General features: G+C 60.8%; 14 protein-coding genes. 12 read left to right on the top strand and 2 right to left on the bottom strand.

Features of this window, described 5'->3' with window-relative positions; genetic code table 11:
* Positions 1–56: 56 nt before the first annotated feature.
* Genes C8D82_RS02270 through C8D82_RS02260 form a run of 3 tightly spaced genes read left to right on the top strand, consistent with a single transcriptional unit; the run spans position 57 to position 2,983 of the window.
* Positions 57–770: a type II secretion system protein gene (locus C8D82_RS02270; RefSeq protein WP_116882645.1), complete on the top strand. Its 714-nt coding sequence runs from the start codon at positions 57–59 to the stop codon at positions 768–770.
* Between the two features lie 21 nt (positions 771–791).
* Positions 792–1,436 (top strand): hypothetical protein, encoded by a 645-nt coding sequence (locus tag C8D82_RS02265; protein ID WP_116882644.1) that lies wholly within the window; start codon positions 792–794, stop codon positions 1,434–1,436.
* Between the two features lie 26 nt (positions 1,437–1,462).
* Positions 1,463–2,983 carry a hypothetical protein gene (locus C8D82_RS02260; RefSeq protein WP_133245022.1) on the top strand — a complete coding sequence of 507 codons (1,521 nt, stop codon included), beginning with the start codon at positions 1,463–1,465 and terminating at the stop codon, positions 2,981–2,983.
* Positions 2,984–3,004: 21 nt separating this feature from the next.
* Here C8D82_RS02260 and C8D82_RS02255 read toward each other — a convergent pair whose 3' ends face one another.
* The gene (locus tag C8D82_RS02255; protein WP_165832778.1) at positions 3,005–4,135 is read right to left on the bottom strand and encodes a GntR family transcriptional regulator; all 1,131 of its coding nucleotides are present in this window, start codon (positions 4,133–4,135) and stop codon (positions 3,005–3,007) included.
* Between the two features lie 182 nt (positions 4,136–4,317).
* On the opposite strand from C8D82_RS02255, the gene C8D82_RS02250 reads away from it, so the two are divergent.
* The 7 genes from C8D82_RS02250 to hisF all read left to right on the top strand — a co-directional run bounded on the left by C8D82_RS02250 (position 4,318) and on the right by hisF (position 11,195).
* On the top strand, positions 4,318–6,387 hold the full coding sequence (locus C8D82_RS02250; RefSeq protein WP_116882641.1) for a beta-galactosidase: 2,070 nt from the start codon (positions 4,318–4,320) through the stop codon (positions 6,385–6,387).
* An 85-nt stretch (positions 6,388–6,472) separates the two neighbouring features.
* On the top strand, positions 6,473–6,721 hold the full coding sequence (locus tag C8D82_RS02245; protein ID WP_116882640.1) for a FeoB-associated Cys-rich membrane protein: 249 nt from the start codon (positions 6,473–6,475) through the stop codon (positions 6,719–6,721).
* A gap of 161 nt (positions 6,722–6,882) precedes the next feature.
* Positions 6,883–7,863: a LacI family DNA-binding transcriptional regulator gene (locus C8D82_RS02240; RefSeq protein ID WP_116882639.1), complete on the top strand. Its 981-nt coding sequence runs from the start codon at positions 6,883–6,885 to the stop codon at positions 7,861–7,863.
* A gap of 58 nt (positions 7,864–7,921) precedes the next feature.
* Positions 7,922–8,656, top strand: a complete 735-nt coding sequence (locus C8D82_RS02235) for a type II secretion system protein (RefSeq protein ID WP_116882638.1) — start codon at positions 7,922–7,924, stop codon at positions 8,654–8,656.
* Between the two features lie 59 nt (positions 8,657–8,715).
* Positions 8,716–9,489 carry a DUF1559 family PulG-like putative transporter gene (locus tag C8D82_RS02230; protein ID WP_165832777.1) on the top strand — a complete coding sequence of 258 codons (774 nt, stop codon included), beginning with the start codon at positions 8,716–8,718 and terminating at the stop codon, positions 9,487–9,489.
* A 27-nt stretch (positions 9,490–9,516) separates the two neighbouring features.
* On the top strand, positions 9,517–10,221 hold the full coding sequence (locus C8D82_RS02225; protein ID WP_116882636.1) for a prepilin-type N-terminal cleavage/methylation domain-containing protein: 705 nt from the start codon (positions 9,517–9,519) through the stop codon (positions 10,219–10,221).
* 206 nt (positions 10,222–10,427) lie between these two features.
* Positions 10,428–11,195 carry an imidazole glycerol phosphate synthase subunit HisF gene (gene hisF / locus C8D82_RS02220; RefSeq protein ID WP_116882635.1) on the top strand — a complete coding sequence of 256 codons (768 nt, stop codon included), beginning with the start codon at positions 10,428–10,430 and terminating at the stop codon, positions 11,193–11,195.
* 742 nt (positions 11,196–11,937) lie between these two features.
* Here hisF and C8D82_RS02215 read toward each other — a convergent pair.
* Positions 11,938–12,708: a hypothetical protein gene (locus C8D82_RS02215; RefSeq protein ID WP_133245021.1), complete on the bottom strand. Its 771-nt coding sequence runs from the start codon at positions 12,706–12,708 to the stop codon at positions 11,938–11,940.
* 214 nt (positions 12,709–12,922) lie between these two features.
* On the opposite strand from C8D82_RS02215, the gene C8D82_RS02210 reads away from it, so the two are divergent.
* Both C8D82_RS02210 and C8D82_RS02205 read left to right on the top strand, forming a co-directional pair.
* The gene (locus tag C8D82_RS02210) at positions 12,923–14,824 is read left to right on the top strand and encodes a sulfatase-like hydrolase/transferase (RefSeq protein ID WP_116882633.1); all 1,902 of its coding nucleotides are present in this window, start codon (positions 12,923–12,925) and stop codon (positions 14,822–14,824) included.
* Between the two features lie 443 nt (positions 14,825–15,267).
* Entirely contained in the window at positions 15,268–17,301 is a 2,034-nt protein-coding gene (locus C8D82_RS02205) for a right-handed parallel beta-helix repeat-containing protein (RefSeq protein ID WP_116882632.1), read from the top strand.
* Positions 17,302–17,432: the final 131 nt, after the last annotated feature.

Here is a 17,432-nt window from a genome sequence, read left to right as displayed (position 1 = left end):
GCAAAAACGTGCCGCACCGGTATAGTAAGATTACCCAACGTCATCCCGGAGGAAAAATGAAAAGGAAATTCACGCCGACCGACTTGCCCCTGCAGAAAGATCAGTTCACCTTGATTGAGCTGCTCATCGTGATCGCTATTATCGCAATCCTCGCTTCGATGCTGCTGCCCGCATTGAATCAGGCGCGCGACAAGGCAAAGAGCATCAAATGTGTCAGCAACCTCAAGCAGATCGGCACCGCCGGGCTGTTCTATGCGAACGACCACAAATACATCCTCCGGCATATCGACGACCGGTTCGGGGACAATTCGATCTGGTGGCAGCGGCTGGTCAACCTCGGGTATATGGCCGACTCCAAGCTGTTCACCTGCGAATCCTTCAAGCCCTACGGGCGGATCATGAACGAAATGTACCAGGTCTACGGCCGGGTGGTCTACCGCTACAACTACCTGAAGGGCAATCCTTCCAACGAATTCATCAACAACGGCTACACCGATGTGGCTGCCGTTCAGAAGCAGACCGGCATCTCGCCGTCGGATTACGCGATCTTCATGGATTCGGTCAACAAAAACTACCCCAAAACCGCCGACTGGACGCAGTATTACATGGTGGACCCGCGCAACTGGGGCGATCCCAAGGCCGTCGGGCGCTTCAGCCACAACAAGCGCGCGAACACCGCCTATGCCGACGGCAGCTGCCGCCCCACCAGCATGGACGACGCGATCAACAAGTCGAAATTCATGCCGAACCAGTGTACCTATACAGAATAACCCTTGCAGAAAGAACCAACCATGAAATACCGCTTCACCAGAGTCGAACTCGTCTGCCTCCTCGCACTGACCGCGCTGCTGGCCGCGCTGGCGCTGCCGCTCTCCGGCCGCGCCGCCGGAGCCGGTACGGTCCGATGCCTCGACCGATTGGCACGGCTGAACCGGGGATTTCTGCAGTATGCCGCCGATAACGACGACTATTTTCCGACCGGTTCGCCGCCGGATTATCAGGCCGTCTGGACCGTGCCGCTCGCTCCTTACGTCGGGGTGAAAGCCGAACCGGGCGCGCCCGCCGCCGCCTTCACCTGCCCGGATGATCCGACATCAACCCGTCTGACCTACTCCGGGCTGCTCCAAAAGAAAAGCAGCTACGGCATCAACGGCTATGGCGTCTGCCGGGACAGCCGGACCGGCCGGGGAGTCAGGCGCAGCCAGGTGAAAAATCCGGATATGATCGTATTGGCCGATGCTCCCGGCTGGCTGATCGTCGGCTATGCGGGCGAAGGCCCGGCCCGGATTCCGGCGGCGCGCCATGCAGGAGGCCGCGCCGTCAATGTGCTGTTCTTCCACGGCGGCGCAGAAACGGTCAAAGTGACCCTTTCCGTTCCCGCCGATATCTATAAGGAAGGAAATCTCCCGGCGGCTTACTGGTCCAACTCCCTCTGAACAACAGCAATCCGAAAGAACTGAACATGAACCGGAACCATCCATCCCCGTTCGCCACATTGGAAACCTCTGACGGTTTCCTCGGCCCGCTCTGGCGCGGCACCATGCAGAGCCTGCTCGACCGCACCCGCGAAGACGGCTTCTGCCAGACCAGCTTCGGCGAGGAGAACGGCGTCAAATGTTACGGCGTCTGCCACTATTCGCGCGATGCCGCCGAAGCCGCCGGGGTGCTGGCCGACCAGGGGTGTCCGGAACCGGCGGCGCGAATCCTCGATTTCACGCTGTCGCACATCCCGGAGGGGCAGTACTTCATCGTCCACGCCTACCGCCCGGACGGCACGCCGCTGCACAATAAAATTCAGATCGACACGCCGGCCCATCCGGCCCGGGCGCTGGCCCGGCTGCTGGAGACGGGGGCGGACGATCCGGCGCTGCCGCGCTGCTTCGACCGGCTCGACCGGGTGTTCGACGACACCTGGCGCCATCACTTCCACGCGGCATTCCGGCTGCTGGATTCCGGCAACTACAACGAACAGCTCGGCGGCGGCACCGAACCGCTGCTGGATCTTTTCACCAACGGCGCGATGTACGGAGGCTGCCTCGCGATGGCAGAGGCGGCCCGGCTGCTGAACCGCCCCGCCATCGTCACCGAACGGTATCTCGAACGCGCCGCCCTGCTCGACCGGGGCATCGACCATTGGCTTTACGACCCCGCCGCCGACCTCTACCGCGCCGCGCTGCGCCCCGACGGGAAGGCTGAGGAGCGGCCGCTCAACTGGATCAACCTCTACCCGGAACGCTGGTATCCGGGGCGGCGTTCCGCGTGGCGCCGCGCCTTTGAAGAACTGTGGCGCGCCGAACACTGCAACGACTGGGGCGGCCTGCGCGTGCCGAGCGGCGAAACCGGTTTCATGAAGCTGCGCACGATGGGCAAGGTGATCGGGCAGATGCTGCGCTTCGCCGCCCGTTCGGGGGACGACCGGCGGCTGGAGGTGCTGCTCGAATTCCTGCGGCGGACCGTCCGCCGCCCCGCCGACCTCTATCCGGAATACTGGCTGCACCACCTGCCCTCCCCCGGCCAGTCCCCCTATCTGGACTGGTTCTTCGGAGAGTTCGAGGGCGTGTGGAACGGCTTTGCCGAAGACCCGGCGGCGGACTACACCGTCGACAGCGGCAATTGCGAACAGTGTGCGGTCTTTCTCGGCTGCTTTTCCGGCGACGTGCTCGGCTTTTCCGCCGGCGGCGGCAAGGTCGAAGCGGCTCCGCGCCTGCCCGGAACCGCCGTGGCCGAGGTGCGGAACCGGGCGCTCGGCGTTCACCGCGGCCGCCGCGTCGCCGGAGGCTTCCGGCTCGACGCGCACGAGCTCGAATTCACAGCCGAAGCACCGGTCGAAGAGCTGACGCTGACGCTGCCTTTTTACGCGGGGGAAGCCCCGGCCCCGGTCGGCTGCGAGCCGCCGGAAGCCGAGGTGAAGCTTGATGAACGGGGTGCGACCGCCGTATTCCGCAACGTCTCCTCGGCGCGCCTCACCCGACTCAAAGGATGAACCTCCATGCGAAGGATCGCTTCACGCTTCCGGCGACGGGCGGCGCGGCAGCAGCTGCGGCGCGACGTTGACCACGCGCGGGTAGACTGCTCCGCCGTCGAGCAACTGAGTGATCGCCCGGCTTCCCATCTGTTCGAGATTGATCGAAACGGTGGTGAAGCGGCCGTCGGCGCTCAGGTGCGGCAGGATGTTGTCGTAACCGGTCACTTCAACCCGGTCGCGGCGCCCGAGTTTATCGAGCGCCGAAGCGGCTCCGGCGGCCAGCAGGTCGTTGGTGCAGAAGACCGCGTCGGTGTCGGGCGCGTCGTCGAGAATCTGTCGCAGAAACTCATGCCCCATCGCAATCTGATCCTCCTTTGCGGGGTTGGCTCCCCGGTTGCAGACACAGATGTCCCGTTCGGTCACGTCGAGGCGGTTGAGCCGGGCGGAGAGCAGGAAGCCGTCGAGACGGCGCTGGTAGTTGTCGTCGCTGTCGAGCCGGACGGTGATCGCGCGCGGCTTGCGGCAGCCGCGGCCGATCAGGTATTCGGCGGCTTCAAACCCGCCCGCGAAATCATCGTTGAAGATGCCGCCCGCATTCGGCGGCATGTTCTCAAAACCGGCGAAATGATAGTTCACAAACAAAAAACGCACGCCCGGATACCGGGAGACGACCGCGTGCGCCTCCTTGAAATCATACCACGACAGCATCACGATCCCGACCAGGTCGAAGCTGCCGTTATCCAGATAGAAGGGCAGACTGCGCTCGGAGAGGATCAGCAGGTCGATTCCGGCGCGGCGCGCCTCGCCCTGAATTCCGGCGTAGATGCGCCCGGTCACGTCGTCCTTTTCAAAGCGCATCGGGTCGTACCGGGAGAAGATCGCGCAGATGCGCGGCCGCACGCCGCCGTGGTGCGGCGACACCGCCCCGCGCACGAACGTCCCCTTTTTGGGGCGGCGGAAGCAGATGCCGTCGTTGATCAGCATCATATAGGCGCGTTCGACCGACCGGTTGCTCAGCCCGGCGATCCGGCACATGCTGACGATGTCCGGCAGCTGTTCGCCCGAAGCGATGTCGTTGGCCTTGATGAATTCGGCGAGCTGGTCGCGCAGCTGGATATACTTCGGATAGGATTTGTCGTCCGTCAGGCGGACGGAAAATGCTTCAAACATGGTGCGGCCCTCCCGTGCAATGCGAATCAGGTATCCTTGATAATACATGATTTTACCATAACACAAAGAATGAAAAAGTCCACAGGGCTTCCTGTTTTTTCCCGTAATTTTACCGAAACCGCCGGAAACCGCCGCCTGTCGCGGCACAATCCGGTATCATCAACCTCCGGAGAATCCATCTTATGAAAACCGAAACCTTCGACTTCTTTCCCTACGGCTGCCAGTACCACCGCGCACCGACTCCGCCGCGCGAGGAATGGGAGGACGACCTCGCCGAGATCGCCCGGGCCGGCTACACCCACGTGCAGTTCCGCCCGCAGTGGCGGTGCCATGAGCGGCGGCGCGGCGAATTCGTCTGGGACGACCTCGACCGGCTGTTCGACCTCGCCGCCCGGAACCGGCTGCGGGTCATCCTCAAGGCGCAGCTCGAAAACGCGCCCGACTGGGTTTTCACCGAGCTCGGCGGCACCCGGATCGGTTTCCACAACCAGCCGCTCGACCCGATCGCCCACGCCGCCTTCTACGTCGGCGGCTGGTGGCCCTGCTTCGACAATCCGCGCGTGGCCGAAGCGGCGACCGAATTCACCCGGCAACTGGCGGAACGCTATAAAGGACACCCGGCGCTCTGGTTCTACAACGCATGGAACGAACCGCGCAGCCGTCCGCTCGGCCAGTGCCGGTGTGAACACTCCGTCGCCTCCTACCGCGACTGGCTGCGCGGACGCTACGGCACCATTGAGGCGCTGAACGCCGCATTCGGCAAGGCGTGGACCGCGTTCGACACGGTGTTTCCGCCCCACTCGCACTCCGACTACGCGGAGCTTTTCCTGTGGCGGCAGTGGGCGGCCGAAGCGGTGGCGGAACAGGTGGCGCTCTCGGTGCGCGGCTTCCGCGCGGCGGACCCGGAACGGACCGTGATGTGCCACGTCGGCTGTTCAAGCCTGGTCCAGGATCCGGCCTGCGATACCAGCAACGATTTCCTGAATGCCGCCGAGGTCGACCGCTACGGCTGTTCATTCCCGATCGAACTGCATCCGGCGAACCTGATCGACCGCAATGCGCCGCTCTACCAGTCGAGCTGGCTGCGCCGGGTCGATCCCGGTTACTGGTGCCAGGAGTTCTACACCAACTACGCGAACTGGCACAAAGAGCCGGAGCCGGATTTCATCGAGCAGGCCATCTGGATGGCGATCGCCTCCGGCTGCCGCGGCCTGACCTTCTGGCAGTACAAATCCGAACGCTTCGGCGAGGAGTCAAATGGCTGGGGAATGCGCGAAATCGACGGCTCCCCGACCCGCCGCAGCGAGCGGTGCGACCGGATCGCCGGCGTGCTGAAGGAGCTTGGCGCGGATTTCGCCGCCAGCCGTCCGGCCCGGAGCAAGGCGGCGATCTGGTTCGACCTGCGCAACGACCTGCTGATGCGGATCGAGGAAATGCGCAGCGAACTGAATCATATTGAGGAAATCCGCGCTTCGACCGACTACTCCTGCAAGCAGGCCGCGGCGGCCGACCATACGATCCTGCGCAGGCTCGGCGTCACCGCCGATTTCGTGGTCAGCGGCGACGACCTCTCCGGCTGCCGGCTGCTGGTGGCCGACGCGGTCGAGCTGGTCGACGAAGCGGCGGCGGCGTGGCTGACCGGATTCGTCCGGGACGGCGGGACGCTGCTGATCGGTTACCCGTTCGCCTGCCGCGACGAACGCACCTGGGTCACGCCGCAGCGCCCCGCGCGGGGACTGGAGGCCCTGACCGGCTGTCGCGAAACCCTCCGCATCGCGCTTCCGGCCGGAGAAATCCGGAATATCCGCTGGGAAAACGGCGCCATGCAGGCCGCCGCCGGCTGGCAGGTGATTCTGGCCCCCGCCGAGGATGCCGACGTGGTCGGGCGCTGGGAAGACGGCTCCCCCGCGGCGGTCCGGCACGCCTTCGGCAACGGACAGGTGGTCACCTGCGGCGGGAACTTTGCGATGGCGTTCTTCCGGCAGCCCGACCGCAGCGCCATCCCGCCCGCCTGCACGCTGGCGATGGAACTCGCCGGATTGGAAGCATGCGACAGCCTGCTGTGGCGCTGCTCCCGCTATTCGGAGTCCTGCGAATACCGTTTCCTGTTCAACGCGGGCGGATTCACCGAAGCCGAACCGGGGCGGTTCGAGCCGGTCTACACCTCGCCCGGCTGCACGTCCGCCGCCGGGAGGCTCGGCATCCCTCCTTTCGGCACCGTGATCCTGCGCGGCACACCTGCGTCCCGGTAAAATTCCGGGGCGCCACTTGAAAAAACGTCGGAACCGCCTATATTATTAGAAAAGGCTAACAAGTTTTTTTTCAGGAGTCAAACCTATGAATCATACGAAAATAACCGGTTTTATTCTGACGGTTCCGGCGGCTTTGGCGGCGATGGCGGAAAAAGCCGCCCCCGCAGCCGGGGCGCAGGGCGATTCCGACCGGCTCGGCACCGCCGTCGCAATTCTGGTGCTCGCCGCCGCAATCGGCGGCATGATCTGGAACTTCCGGCGCAAGGTGAAACAAGGCGGTTGCGCCTGTTGTTCCGGCTGCGCCGCATCTGATCAGAAACACTGCAGACGCTGACATTACAGTGAGGAAACGGGGCATTGCTCCGTTTTTTCTTGCCATATCTGTGCAAAAATTGCATAATCTTTAAAAATTTTGTTTTTCACTCTTGACATTTGCATAAGAATTTGGTATAATATTAGTGAAAGCTCGGAACTAATTAAACAGGATTCGGAAAAATGGCGGAAGTAAGAACACAAAACGGAACGGGAACCTCAGGGGTGTTGGCGCAAGTGGCGCACCGTGCCAAAGTTTCCGCCGGGACAGTCAGCCGGGTCTTCAACAACAGCTCTCTGATCCCGTCGGAAACCCGTTGCCGGGTATTGTCGGCGGCGCGGGAACTCGGCTTCCGGCCGCGCGTCGGGGTCCGCAGCAAACAGATTGCGCTGGTCACCGAGCCGCCGCACAAAACCGTGATGGGCGGCTACGTGAACACGCTGACCCAGCATATCTGTTTTGCGCTCTCCCGTGCCGATGCCGGAATCACGATGATCACCGAAGACCGGATCGGCAATCTGACCGACTGCTGGTTCGACGGCATCATCGGTATCGCGTGGGAACCGGAAACCATCGATATTCTCAAATCGATCCGCAATATCCCGATCGTGTGGCTGAGCGACAATTTCAGTGAATTTTTCCACACGATCTATGTGGATTGCCACGAAACCGGCCGCCTGGCCGGGGACTACCTGACCCGCAAGGGACACCGGAAAATCGCGGTGATCCATGAGTCCGACTACACCGGGCTCGGCCGGGTTGACGGCGTGGCGGAAGCGTTGCGGAGCTGCGGTTGCGATCCTGCGGCCAACCTGCTGAAGATCAGCAACAAAATGCCGTTGCACCTGGCGGTGAAGCAGTTGATCGATGCCGGGTGCACCGCGGTCTGGGTAACCGGCGAAGATATGAAGGTGCTGGAGGTCAACTGGCTGATCCAGGAGCTGGCCGGCAAGCGTGTCCCGGAGGAAATTTCGCTGATGGGTTTTGAGAATCCGGGGATTTCCGAATTCCAGCGTCCCTCCCTGACCACGATCGCCAGCCCGCTGCACGAAGCCGCGGAGAAAGCGGTGGAGATCGTGTTGAGCGACGACTCCGACACCTTGAAGAAAGTAAGATTATCGAATCGGCTGATTGAGCGCAACTCCGTAATTTCATTAAAATAAAAGGTCCTTTGGCAGAATGATCGAAAGTTTCCATTCAAAGCAGAAAAGGAGTCGAAAAATGAAAACGAACAGGCATTTTACCCTCATTGAGCTGTTGGTCGTGATAGCGATCATCGCGATCCTTGCGGGAATGTTGCTGCCGGCCCTGAACAAGGCCCGCGACCGCGCCAAGGACATCGACTGCATCAGTCGTTACAAGCAGTTGGGAACCGGCATCCAGATGTATACCGATGACTACCGGGGCCTGCTTCCCTATATTGCCGGAAACGGCAGCGGTTCGGAACAGCTGTTTGCCAACAGCAAAGGCTCCATTCCCAAATCCGTCGCTCCTTACGTAGCCAAAAAATTCATGATTTCCGGCAATGAGGAAGTGGACAAACTCTGGGAATGTCCGCGGCTTCCTTATACCGCCACATGGGGCACCAAATTCTATTGCGGCAGATGGCTGAACGGATACCTTTTCTACACCAAGGATGCCAAAAGCAGCCGGATGCTTTCCCAAACCAAAGATCCGTCTAGCAAAATCCTGATGTTCGATTCGCTGGATACCGTAAAAGGCAATATCAACGATAAGCTGTACTTCCGTCCGCAGAACGCCAGTACCAGTTCCAGTTTCAAAGCGGACCGGAAAGGCGCGCACGGCACTTCCAACGGCACGCTGTTCGTAGATGGACACGCGGGCGGAATCAGCCAGAGCCATTGGATGAACAGCGGAAATTCCGGTATCAACAATACCGCTTTCAACGCCCATGAGCCCTATCAGCAGGGAGCTACCGGAACCGTCGCCCAATAGACAATTTACCCCTTATATTATGGATACCCCAAATGCGTTTTACAACAGGAGAGAGAATTATGAAAACTAAGAACTTCACCCTAATTGAGCTGTTGGTCGTGATAGCGATCATCGCGATCCTCGCCGCCATGCTGCTGCCGGCCCTGAACAAGGCCCGCAACCGGGCGAAAGACATCTCCTGCACCAACAATCTCAAGCAGATCGGCAATTACATGGTGATCTACACCGACAACAATAACGGCAGGTTCCCGAAATACAACGGCAACCTCTCCAGTTATGAATGGCACGGCCAGGGAAAGTGGCAGGACATGCTTTACGCCCTTTCCAAACCCAATCTCACTCCATTCGACCTGATGCACTACGACCGGCCGGAGGAAACTCGGGATAAAATCAAGGGAAACAACCGCCCCAAAGCGTTTTTTGCCTGCCCTTCCCAACCGCTGGTCGCTCCTTACAATAAGGGAATTGCCCAGCATTACAGCATGAATTCCCACCATGGCAATTCCGATTATGCTGCCGGAAAAAATGGCTGGAGCCAAAATGAACCCAATGGTTTTCTGATTGCACGGGTAAAGACTCCGTCCTCCCGTATGATCGTCATGGACACGGGCAAAGCCGCCGGAGCAGATGCTGACAGCCCGGAAGTCGGTCAACGCAGTTCCATTGCCCCGCTGGATCTCTGGCGGCATATGGAAAATAAAGGTATGAATGTCGTTTTTGTCGACGGTCATACCAAAATGATGGGATATCACGATATTCCCGGCGACACCCAAACCGGAATCGGTGAACAGAAAAAGGATCCCAATTATTTCTGGGCCCAGTGGAAAAAGTAAAAGTATTTGGATTGAAGGCAAGGACTTATGAAGAAATTTACGCTTGTTGAGTTGGTGATTATCGTTGCAGTGGTGGCGCTGCTGGCGGCAATGATTCACCCGATGCTGGCTGCCGCCCGCGAGGCGGCGGAAGAGGTCGGCTGCCGGGACAATCTCTCCCGCATGGGCAAAGCAGCCGCACAGTATGCGACAGATTCCGACGGCTGGGCGGTCACCGGCTACCTCGGCCGCGGCATCGGCAACTGGTTCGCGGTATTTGAAAAGAACTATCAGGTGGACAAAAAGGCGTTCCAGTGTCCGGCCGAAACGAACTATGCGTTCAACTCCAAACAACTCAATTACGGACTGAACGTGCTGACCTTCGGCGAAACGTTCGGCAACGGCCAGAAGAAAGTGCCGCACCGGGTCGATGAGATCAGCAAGTTCGGGCGCGACGCGCAGCTGATCATGTTCATCGACACCCCGCCGGTCTGCGACGCCTACAACGGCAAGATCCGCAACCGGGCCGGACAGGCCGCCTACTACGAATCGACTTCGCCGGTCGCCCCGAAGGATTCGGCGAAAGCCTACTATCCGGCCTATGTCCGTCATGCGGATCGCGCCAACGTGGTGATGTTCGACGGCCATGCCGAGCCGCTCAGCTATCAGCAGCTGACCGAAGAACGCGCCAAATACTGCAATCCCTGCGTCAAGCAGTGGCGGGACTCCAATCTGGCGATTCGCGAATTTTGAAACACGCCCCATGCCCAAGGCCGGCGCCGTCCCCGCGGTTCCGGCTGTTTTCCCGGCTCCGCTCCCCCTTCTCCCAGGGGGAACGGAGCTTTTTTCCGTTCCGACCCGTTTCCTCCTGAAAAAACTGGTTCATCCGCTTGAAAAAGAGTGATTCCGGCACTATTTTTTTATAATTTTATCTTACGATGTACAGGAAAGGCTGAATTATGGATCAGATTGTTTCGATCATGCCGTGTCTGGATATGCGGGATGGACGGGTCGTCAAAGGTGTTCACTTCGTCGATATCGCCGACGCCGGGGATCCGGTGGAGTGCGCCCGCGCCTACTGCGCCGCCGGCGCCGATGAACTCGCGCTGCTCGACATCACCGCGACCGTAGAAAACCGCGCGACGCTGCACGATGTGGTCCGCCGGGTCGCCGCGGCCTGCACCGTGCCTTTCACCGTCGGCGGAGGCATCCGCGACGTCGCCTCGGCGGCGGCCGTGCTCGAAGCCGGAGCCGACAAGGTTTCCACCAGCTCCGCCGCCTTCCGCCGCCCGGAAGTGATCGCCGAAATGATCCGTGAATTCGGCCCCGGCCGGGTCACCGTCGCAATCGACGTCGACGTGAATCCCGCCCTGCCCTCCGGCTATGAGGTCTACATCGACGGCGGCCGCACCGCCACCGGAGCCGACGCGGTCGAATGGGCGAAAAAAGTGCGCGGCTTCGGCGTGGAAACCATTCTGCCGACCAGCAAAGCGGGAGACGGCGCCCGCACCGGCTACGACCTGCCTGTGATCCGCGCCATTCACGAAGCCTGCCCGGATGCCGCCGTGGTCGCCTCCGGCGGCGCGGGCAAGATGGAACACTTTCTCGAAGCCGCCCAGGCCGGGGCGGGCGTCCTGCTGGCCGCCTCCGTCTTCCATTTCCACCTGATCGACATCCCCGAACTCAAAAGCTATCTGCGCGCCAACGGCGTCAACGTCAAACAGTAGCAGCAGGGATTTCGCTCCTTTCGGAGCGACCAAGGCGCTTCGCCCTTGGAACCCGACCGGCAAGGTGCCGGTGCCGAATACTTGAGATCCGGGAAAACCGTTCCGGTTTTCCCTCCGGGTGGGGGGAGCCCTGATGGCGACAGGCATGGTTGTACAGGAGCGGCACACCGCTCCGGTCGGCGCAAAGCCCGCTTTTTTGCGGGCTTTAGGCACTCCCTGCGCCTGCTGCCGCCGGAGGTCACGCGCGGAACAACCAGATGCTGACCGGGTAATAGAAAGATACCCTGATGGAGGCTGATAAGAATTTATCTGCCGGTATACGCAAAGCGCGGTCAGGCAACAATACAATTGCCATATCACAGGCAAGCATATCTTTGAGTACGAGCCTTACTGAACCTTGCCTGTATTATGAGGATAGGCAGAGTTCAGCCTCCATAAGGGTAACTTCACATCAGATGGTCAGCATCTGGCTGTTCCGCGCGTGACCTCCGGCGGCAGCTCACCGCAGGGAGTGCCCGGCGTCGGCAAAAAAGCCGACGCGGTCGCCGACCGGAGCGGTGTGCCGCTCCTGTACAACCTTGCCTGTCTCTACCGGAGCCTCCCCCTCCCGGAGGGAAAGGCGTGCCGCCTTTCCCGGCTCTCGTACCCGGCGCCGGCACCTTGCCGGTCGGGTTCCAAGGGCGAAGCGCCTTGGTCGCTCCGAAAGGAGCGAAATCACCGATGCGAACAGGCGCGAGGAGAATTATTCACTCGGAACGGTTGGAACCGTATTCTGAAGCTGTTCTTTCAACTCACGCCTGATCCGGTCGGCCAACCCCTTTTGACCGGCGGAACGGGCGACTTTGGCCAGCCGGACGGCGTCCTCTTCGATCATCCGGGCGTGATATCCCGGATTTTTTCCGATATGCCCTTTCAGGGCTTCCCAGCGTTCGTTGATATCGGGAATGTACTTTTCTGCCAACTCCATCTGATCGTGATCGATCATCCAGCCTTCGACGTGGGGCCAGTAGAGTTGAGCCAATACCGGTTGTTCAGCGTCCAGCCGGCGGAACAAGGCAAGAGTACGCTCCTCTTCGCCGAGATAGCGGTTAATGGAACCGATGTCCTGCAGGTCGGGGAGGACAGTTACAGTTTCAGCCGATGACACAGGTTTCTGTGAACGCAGACCTGCTTCCTTGCGGTCGCGCAATTCCGCGAGAGCCGTCCGGGCCGGCGGATAGAGCTTGCCGAGCCGGGCCCAGCCGCCCAGTCCCCAGATCCGGCGCTCCCCGGCCATGTCCATATCTCCGGGGATATGATCGATGAACCACTGATAATGCTCCAACGCCTCGGCGTAACGTTTTTCAACGACCAGTTTTTCGGTTCGTTTTTTATAAGCGGACCAGTCCTTCGTGACCACTTCGGGAGGTAAAAATCCCTCCGGCCGCCCGGTATCCTGTTTTTCTCCCCAGTGACACCCTGCCAAAACACTCAACAGCACTGCTCCGCCGATACCACACCAAATTCGTTTCATACTTCCTCCACTCTTCCCCCCTGCACAAATTAAACCGGAAACCGGAGAAATGCAAGCGCGCCAACCGCGGATTCTCAGTTTTATTCAAATTGCCTCCTTCCGTTGCGAAATGATGATGTGATTACCTTTTTGTCATTTTCTCTGGAATATCTCCGAATCACTGATATATTAGGGTTTTGTTTCGCATACACATTTATTTTCCGGAGCATATTGAATGGATAAGCAAAAAAAGTTGTGGTTTCCCGGCTGGGACGCGATCGCCCCGTACCTGATGGTCGTTTATGTACTGATGCTCGCCGTCGTCGGTTTCTTCGTTTCGCGCGTGACTGAGTGGAACGGCATCACGGTGGCCATCATGGCTGCCGCGGCCCTCTCCTACTCCTTTTTGTATATGGTTCCCGGCCTGCTCCTGACCGCGCTTGTCTCCGTCGCGACCGTGAAAGCGGGCGAAGCCGCGTGGCGACGGCGGCTGGTGACCGGATGCGCGGTCGGCACCATGTTCCTGTCGCACCTGCTGCTGTTGATGGATGCGGGTTTGTACCACGGTTTCGGTTTTCACTTCAACTTCCTGGTCTGGAATCTGCTGACCACTCCCGGCGGTTTCGCTTCGATGGGATTGCGCGCCGGGACGATCCTGACGCTGGTCGGCGGCATCGTGCTGCTGCTTCTGGTCCATGCCGGAATCATGGCCGCCTTCGTCTGGCTGCCGAAGCTGCGCGTGATCGCCGCCGTGCTGAAGTCGTGGCGCAAGTACGCGCTGGGGGGGCTGTGCCTTGTCTGTCTGCTCTTTTCGATGTTCGCCTACGGATACGAGCATTACATGCTGCGTTCGACTCCGCTGGTCGCGACCGCCACGATCCCGCTGTTTCAGGGAGCGACGATGTCCCGGTTCCTTTCCGGCCTCGGCGTGCGCCCGCCGAACCGCGAGGTGATGCAGGTCAAGGCCAACGCCGGAAAATACAAGAACCTGAATTATCCCGCCCATCCGATCGAGCGCAGCGCCGACCGGCCGAAATACAACGTGGTCTGGCTCGCCTGCGAATCCTGGCGCGCCGACATGCTCACCCCGGAAATCATGCCCAACGCCAGCAAATTCGCCGAAAAATCTGTGAATTTCAAGAACAACTACTCCGGCGGCAACGGCACCCGGCAGGGCATCTTCACGATGTTCTACAGCATCTACGGCAACTATTGGGACAGCTTCCTCAAGAGCCGCCGCGGCCCCGTCTTCATCGACTGGCTGATCGAAGACAACTACAACTTCAAGTGCATCACCTCGGCCAAATTCAGCTATCCCGAATTCGACCAGACCGTTTTCTGCCGCGTCCCCTCCGAAGCGCTCCACAGCGACGACCACGGCCCGACCTACACCCGCGACCAGCGCAACGTGAAGCTGCTGACCGAATTCATCCGCAACGCCGACCGCAGCCGCCCTTTCATGGCCTTCATGTTCTTTGAATCCCCCCACGCCCCGTATGAATTCCCCGAGGAAGCGGTCATCCGCAAGGAGTACGCCCAGGAGCTGAACTACGCCAAGGTTTCCAGCGGCGACGGCACCATGATCAAAAACCGCTACATCAACTCCAATCACCACCTCGACATGCGCCTCGCCGAAGTTTTCAAGGCACTCGACGACGGCAACCTCTGGGAAAACACCATCGTCGTGCTCGTCGGCGACCACGGCGAGGAATTTTACGAAAAAGGCCGCCTCGGCCACAACTCCACTTTCGTCCAGGAACAGGTCCGCACCCCGCTGGTCATCCACATCCCCGGCATGAAGCCTCAGGTCTACACCGGCATGAGCAGCCATCTCGACGTGGTCCCGATCCTCGCCCCCTACTTCGGCGTCACCAATCCGATCGCGGACTATTCCCTCGGCTACAACCTGCTCGATCCCGCCCAGAAGCGCACCTACACCATCATCGCGAACTGGTCGCAGGTCTTCTACGCCAGTCCCAAATACAAGACCCTGCTCCCCAGCAACTCCATCGCTTTCGCGACCCAGAAGCTGACCGACGGCAACGACAATCCCCTGCCCTCGCTCGACCCCTTCTACAACGAAAACAAAGCCGAACTCTTCCAGATTCAGCGCGATCTCACCCGCTTCGTCAAGTGATGCCTCCGGCGGCCGGGGGCGCTTCGCCCCCCGGTCCCCCCGACCGGCAAGGTGCCGGCGCCGAGTACGGTTTCGAGTTTTTTGCTGCGCAAAAATCTCAAAACCGGAGGATTAATAATGGGTAGCGAGAGGTCTATCAGCGGTATACGCCACCGGGTGCTACCCGGTCGGGGTCAAGGGGCGAAGCGCACTTGCCACCGGAGGTAATTTGTGCGCTACAGCGCCCAGCTACCGGTGCCTGATTGCAAATCAGGCCGCGTAGCGCACAAGGTCTGCAAACCGCAGGGTTGCAGACCCGCCTGCCGCGAAAGCGGCATGGCTTTCCGGGGCATTCCCCGAAAATGCGGAAATGCAGCTTGCAATTCCGAAATCTTCCGATATGTTGAAAGAAAGTGCAACTTAGAGCTTATCCCTGAATAAACTCTTAGCCGGGAGGAAATTTCATGCTGATCCGACTGACCGCATCCGACGACATCGCCGCCGCCATCGATTCCGCCCTGATCGACGAACCGCTGGAACTGGAACTTGCTTCCGGAGTTTACCGCCTCGACCGCCCTCTGGTGATTCCCGCTTCCCGCCGCGGCCTGACGGTGCGCGGCGCGGCGGACGGCAGCACGGTGCTGGATGGCGGCTGCCGCCTCACCGGCTGGGTCAGGGACAGGATCAACGGACGTGCCGCCTGGCGCGCCGCCGTGCCGGAACAGGCGGTTTCCGACGGCACGGTCAACCAGTTTTTCGCGGATGGAATCCGCCAGAAACGGAGCCGGTGGCCGGAAAACGGCGACCTGACGCCGGCTGAAACCTTTCCGGCTTCGGAGGGGCGGCTTTTCGTGCCGACCCGCAGCTTCCGGGTGAAAGCCGGTGATTTCGATCCGGCGTGGAGCGAACCAGCCGGAATCGAAACGGTGCTGTTCACCAAATGGGTGGAATCGCGGCTGCCGGTGGAGAGCTTCGACGCGCGGGAAAACGTTCTCGCCTTCCGCCGTTACTCCCGCTTTCCGGCCGATCCGGAATACGCCCGGTTCCACTTTGAAAACGTGAAGGAGGCGCTCCGCAGGCCGGGCGAATACTGGTTCGACCGCACCGCCCGGCAGCTCTGGTGGATTCCGCCGGAGGGCGTGGAGCCGGACAGCGCCGATACGGTCGTCCCGGCGGTCGGCGCGCTGCTGGCGCTGGACGGCGGCGGCGAAGCGTGCGAACCGGGCCTGCTCTCCGGCGTCCGGCTGGAAAACCTGACGTTCCGCTACGGCGGCGCCGGTTTCTCCCGCAGCGGCTCCTGCTACGACCTCGGCGACGGGCGGCTCGCGGATTGGAGCAACACCTTCCACCGTGCCGACCAGTCCCCGTTCGACGGCCTCGACGCCGCCAACGCGGGACAGGCGGCGGTGCAGTTCCCGGCGGTGCTGATGGCGCGCGGAGTGCGCAATGCGGAGCTTTCCGGTTGCGTGATCGAACACTGCGGCTGGTACGGGCTCAACATCGGTCCGGGTTCCTCGGACATCGCCGTCCGGCGCTGCCGCTTTTCCGACCTCGGCGGCGGCGGAATCGTGATCTCCGGCGCGCCCTCCGCCGACACCGTCCGGCGGCGCACCGGGCGCGTCACGGTCGCCGACTGCGAAATCGCCCATGCGGGCCGCCTTCAGCACAGCGCCGCCGGAATCCTGATCGGGCACGCCTTCGGCAACCTGATCGAACACAACCACATCCACGACCTCTACTACACCGGGATCTCCTGCGGCTGGAGCTGGGGCTACGCCGAGCAGGCCGCCCGCGAAAACCGGATCGGCTTCAACCACATCCACGACCTCGGCCAACAGCTGCTCTGCGACATGGGCGGCGTCTATCTGCTCGGCATCCAGCCCGGCACCCGGGTTTACAACAACCTGATCCACGACGTAAGCTGCCGCTTTTACGGCGGTTGGGCGCTCTACACCGACGAAGGCTCGGCGCACATGGTGCTGGAGCGCAATGTCTGCTTCAACTGCACCCGCGACGGCTACCACCAGCACTACGGGCGCGAGAATATCGTGCGTTACAACATCTTCGCATTCAACGCGAACTCCGCCCTCGCAATCACTTCAGGGAACGACCGCCGCGAACTCTATGAACTGCCGGGAACGAACTACCAGAACAACCTGAACCTGCTCGGCAATGTGTTTCTGCAGGCACCGGGGCATCCGTTTTTCCGGGCGGCGGCTCCGCTCGCGGTCGATCCGGAGCAGTTCTCCTCCGACTGCAACTTTTTCCACGGCGGCAGCCGCCGGAAGTTCGCCCAAGTGGGGGAGGCCTTTCTCACCTGCTCCGAATGGCGCGCCAGAGGCTTCGACCGCCACTCGAAATTTCTCGATCCCGGCTTCGTGTCGCCGGAAAAGCGCGATTTCCATCTGAAACCGGATTCCGCGCTGCGCCGGGAGTTCTTCCCCGACCCCGCCGAAACAATTGACCAGGCCGGAATACGCTCCGGGAAAACCGTCTGAACTTTGTCCGTATCCGCAACGGTTTTCACTCCGAAAAACAACCGTTGCGGAAAAAATACGGATTTTTTTCCCCTTCCCGTCCGATTTTCATTTGAAATCACCCCCGATTGTACTATTCTAAATGCAGATGC

The organism is Victivallis vadensis, assembly GCF_003096415.1.
GTDB lineage: Bacteria > Verrucomicrobiota > Lentisphaeria > Victivallales > Victivallaceae > Victivallis > Victivallis vadensis.
Note: the sequence above shows the minus strand (reverse complement) of the source record. Positions and strands in the feature narration are given on the sequence as shown.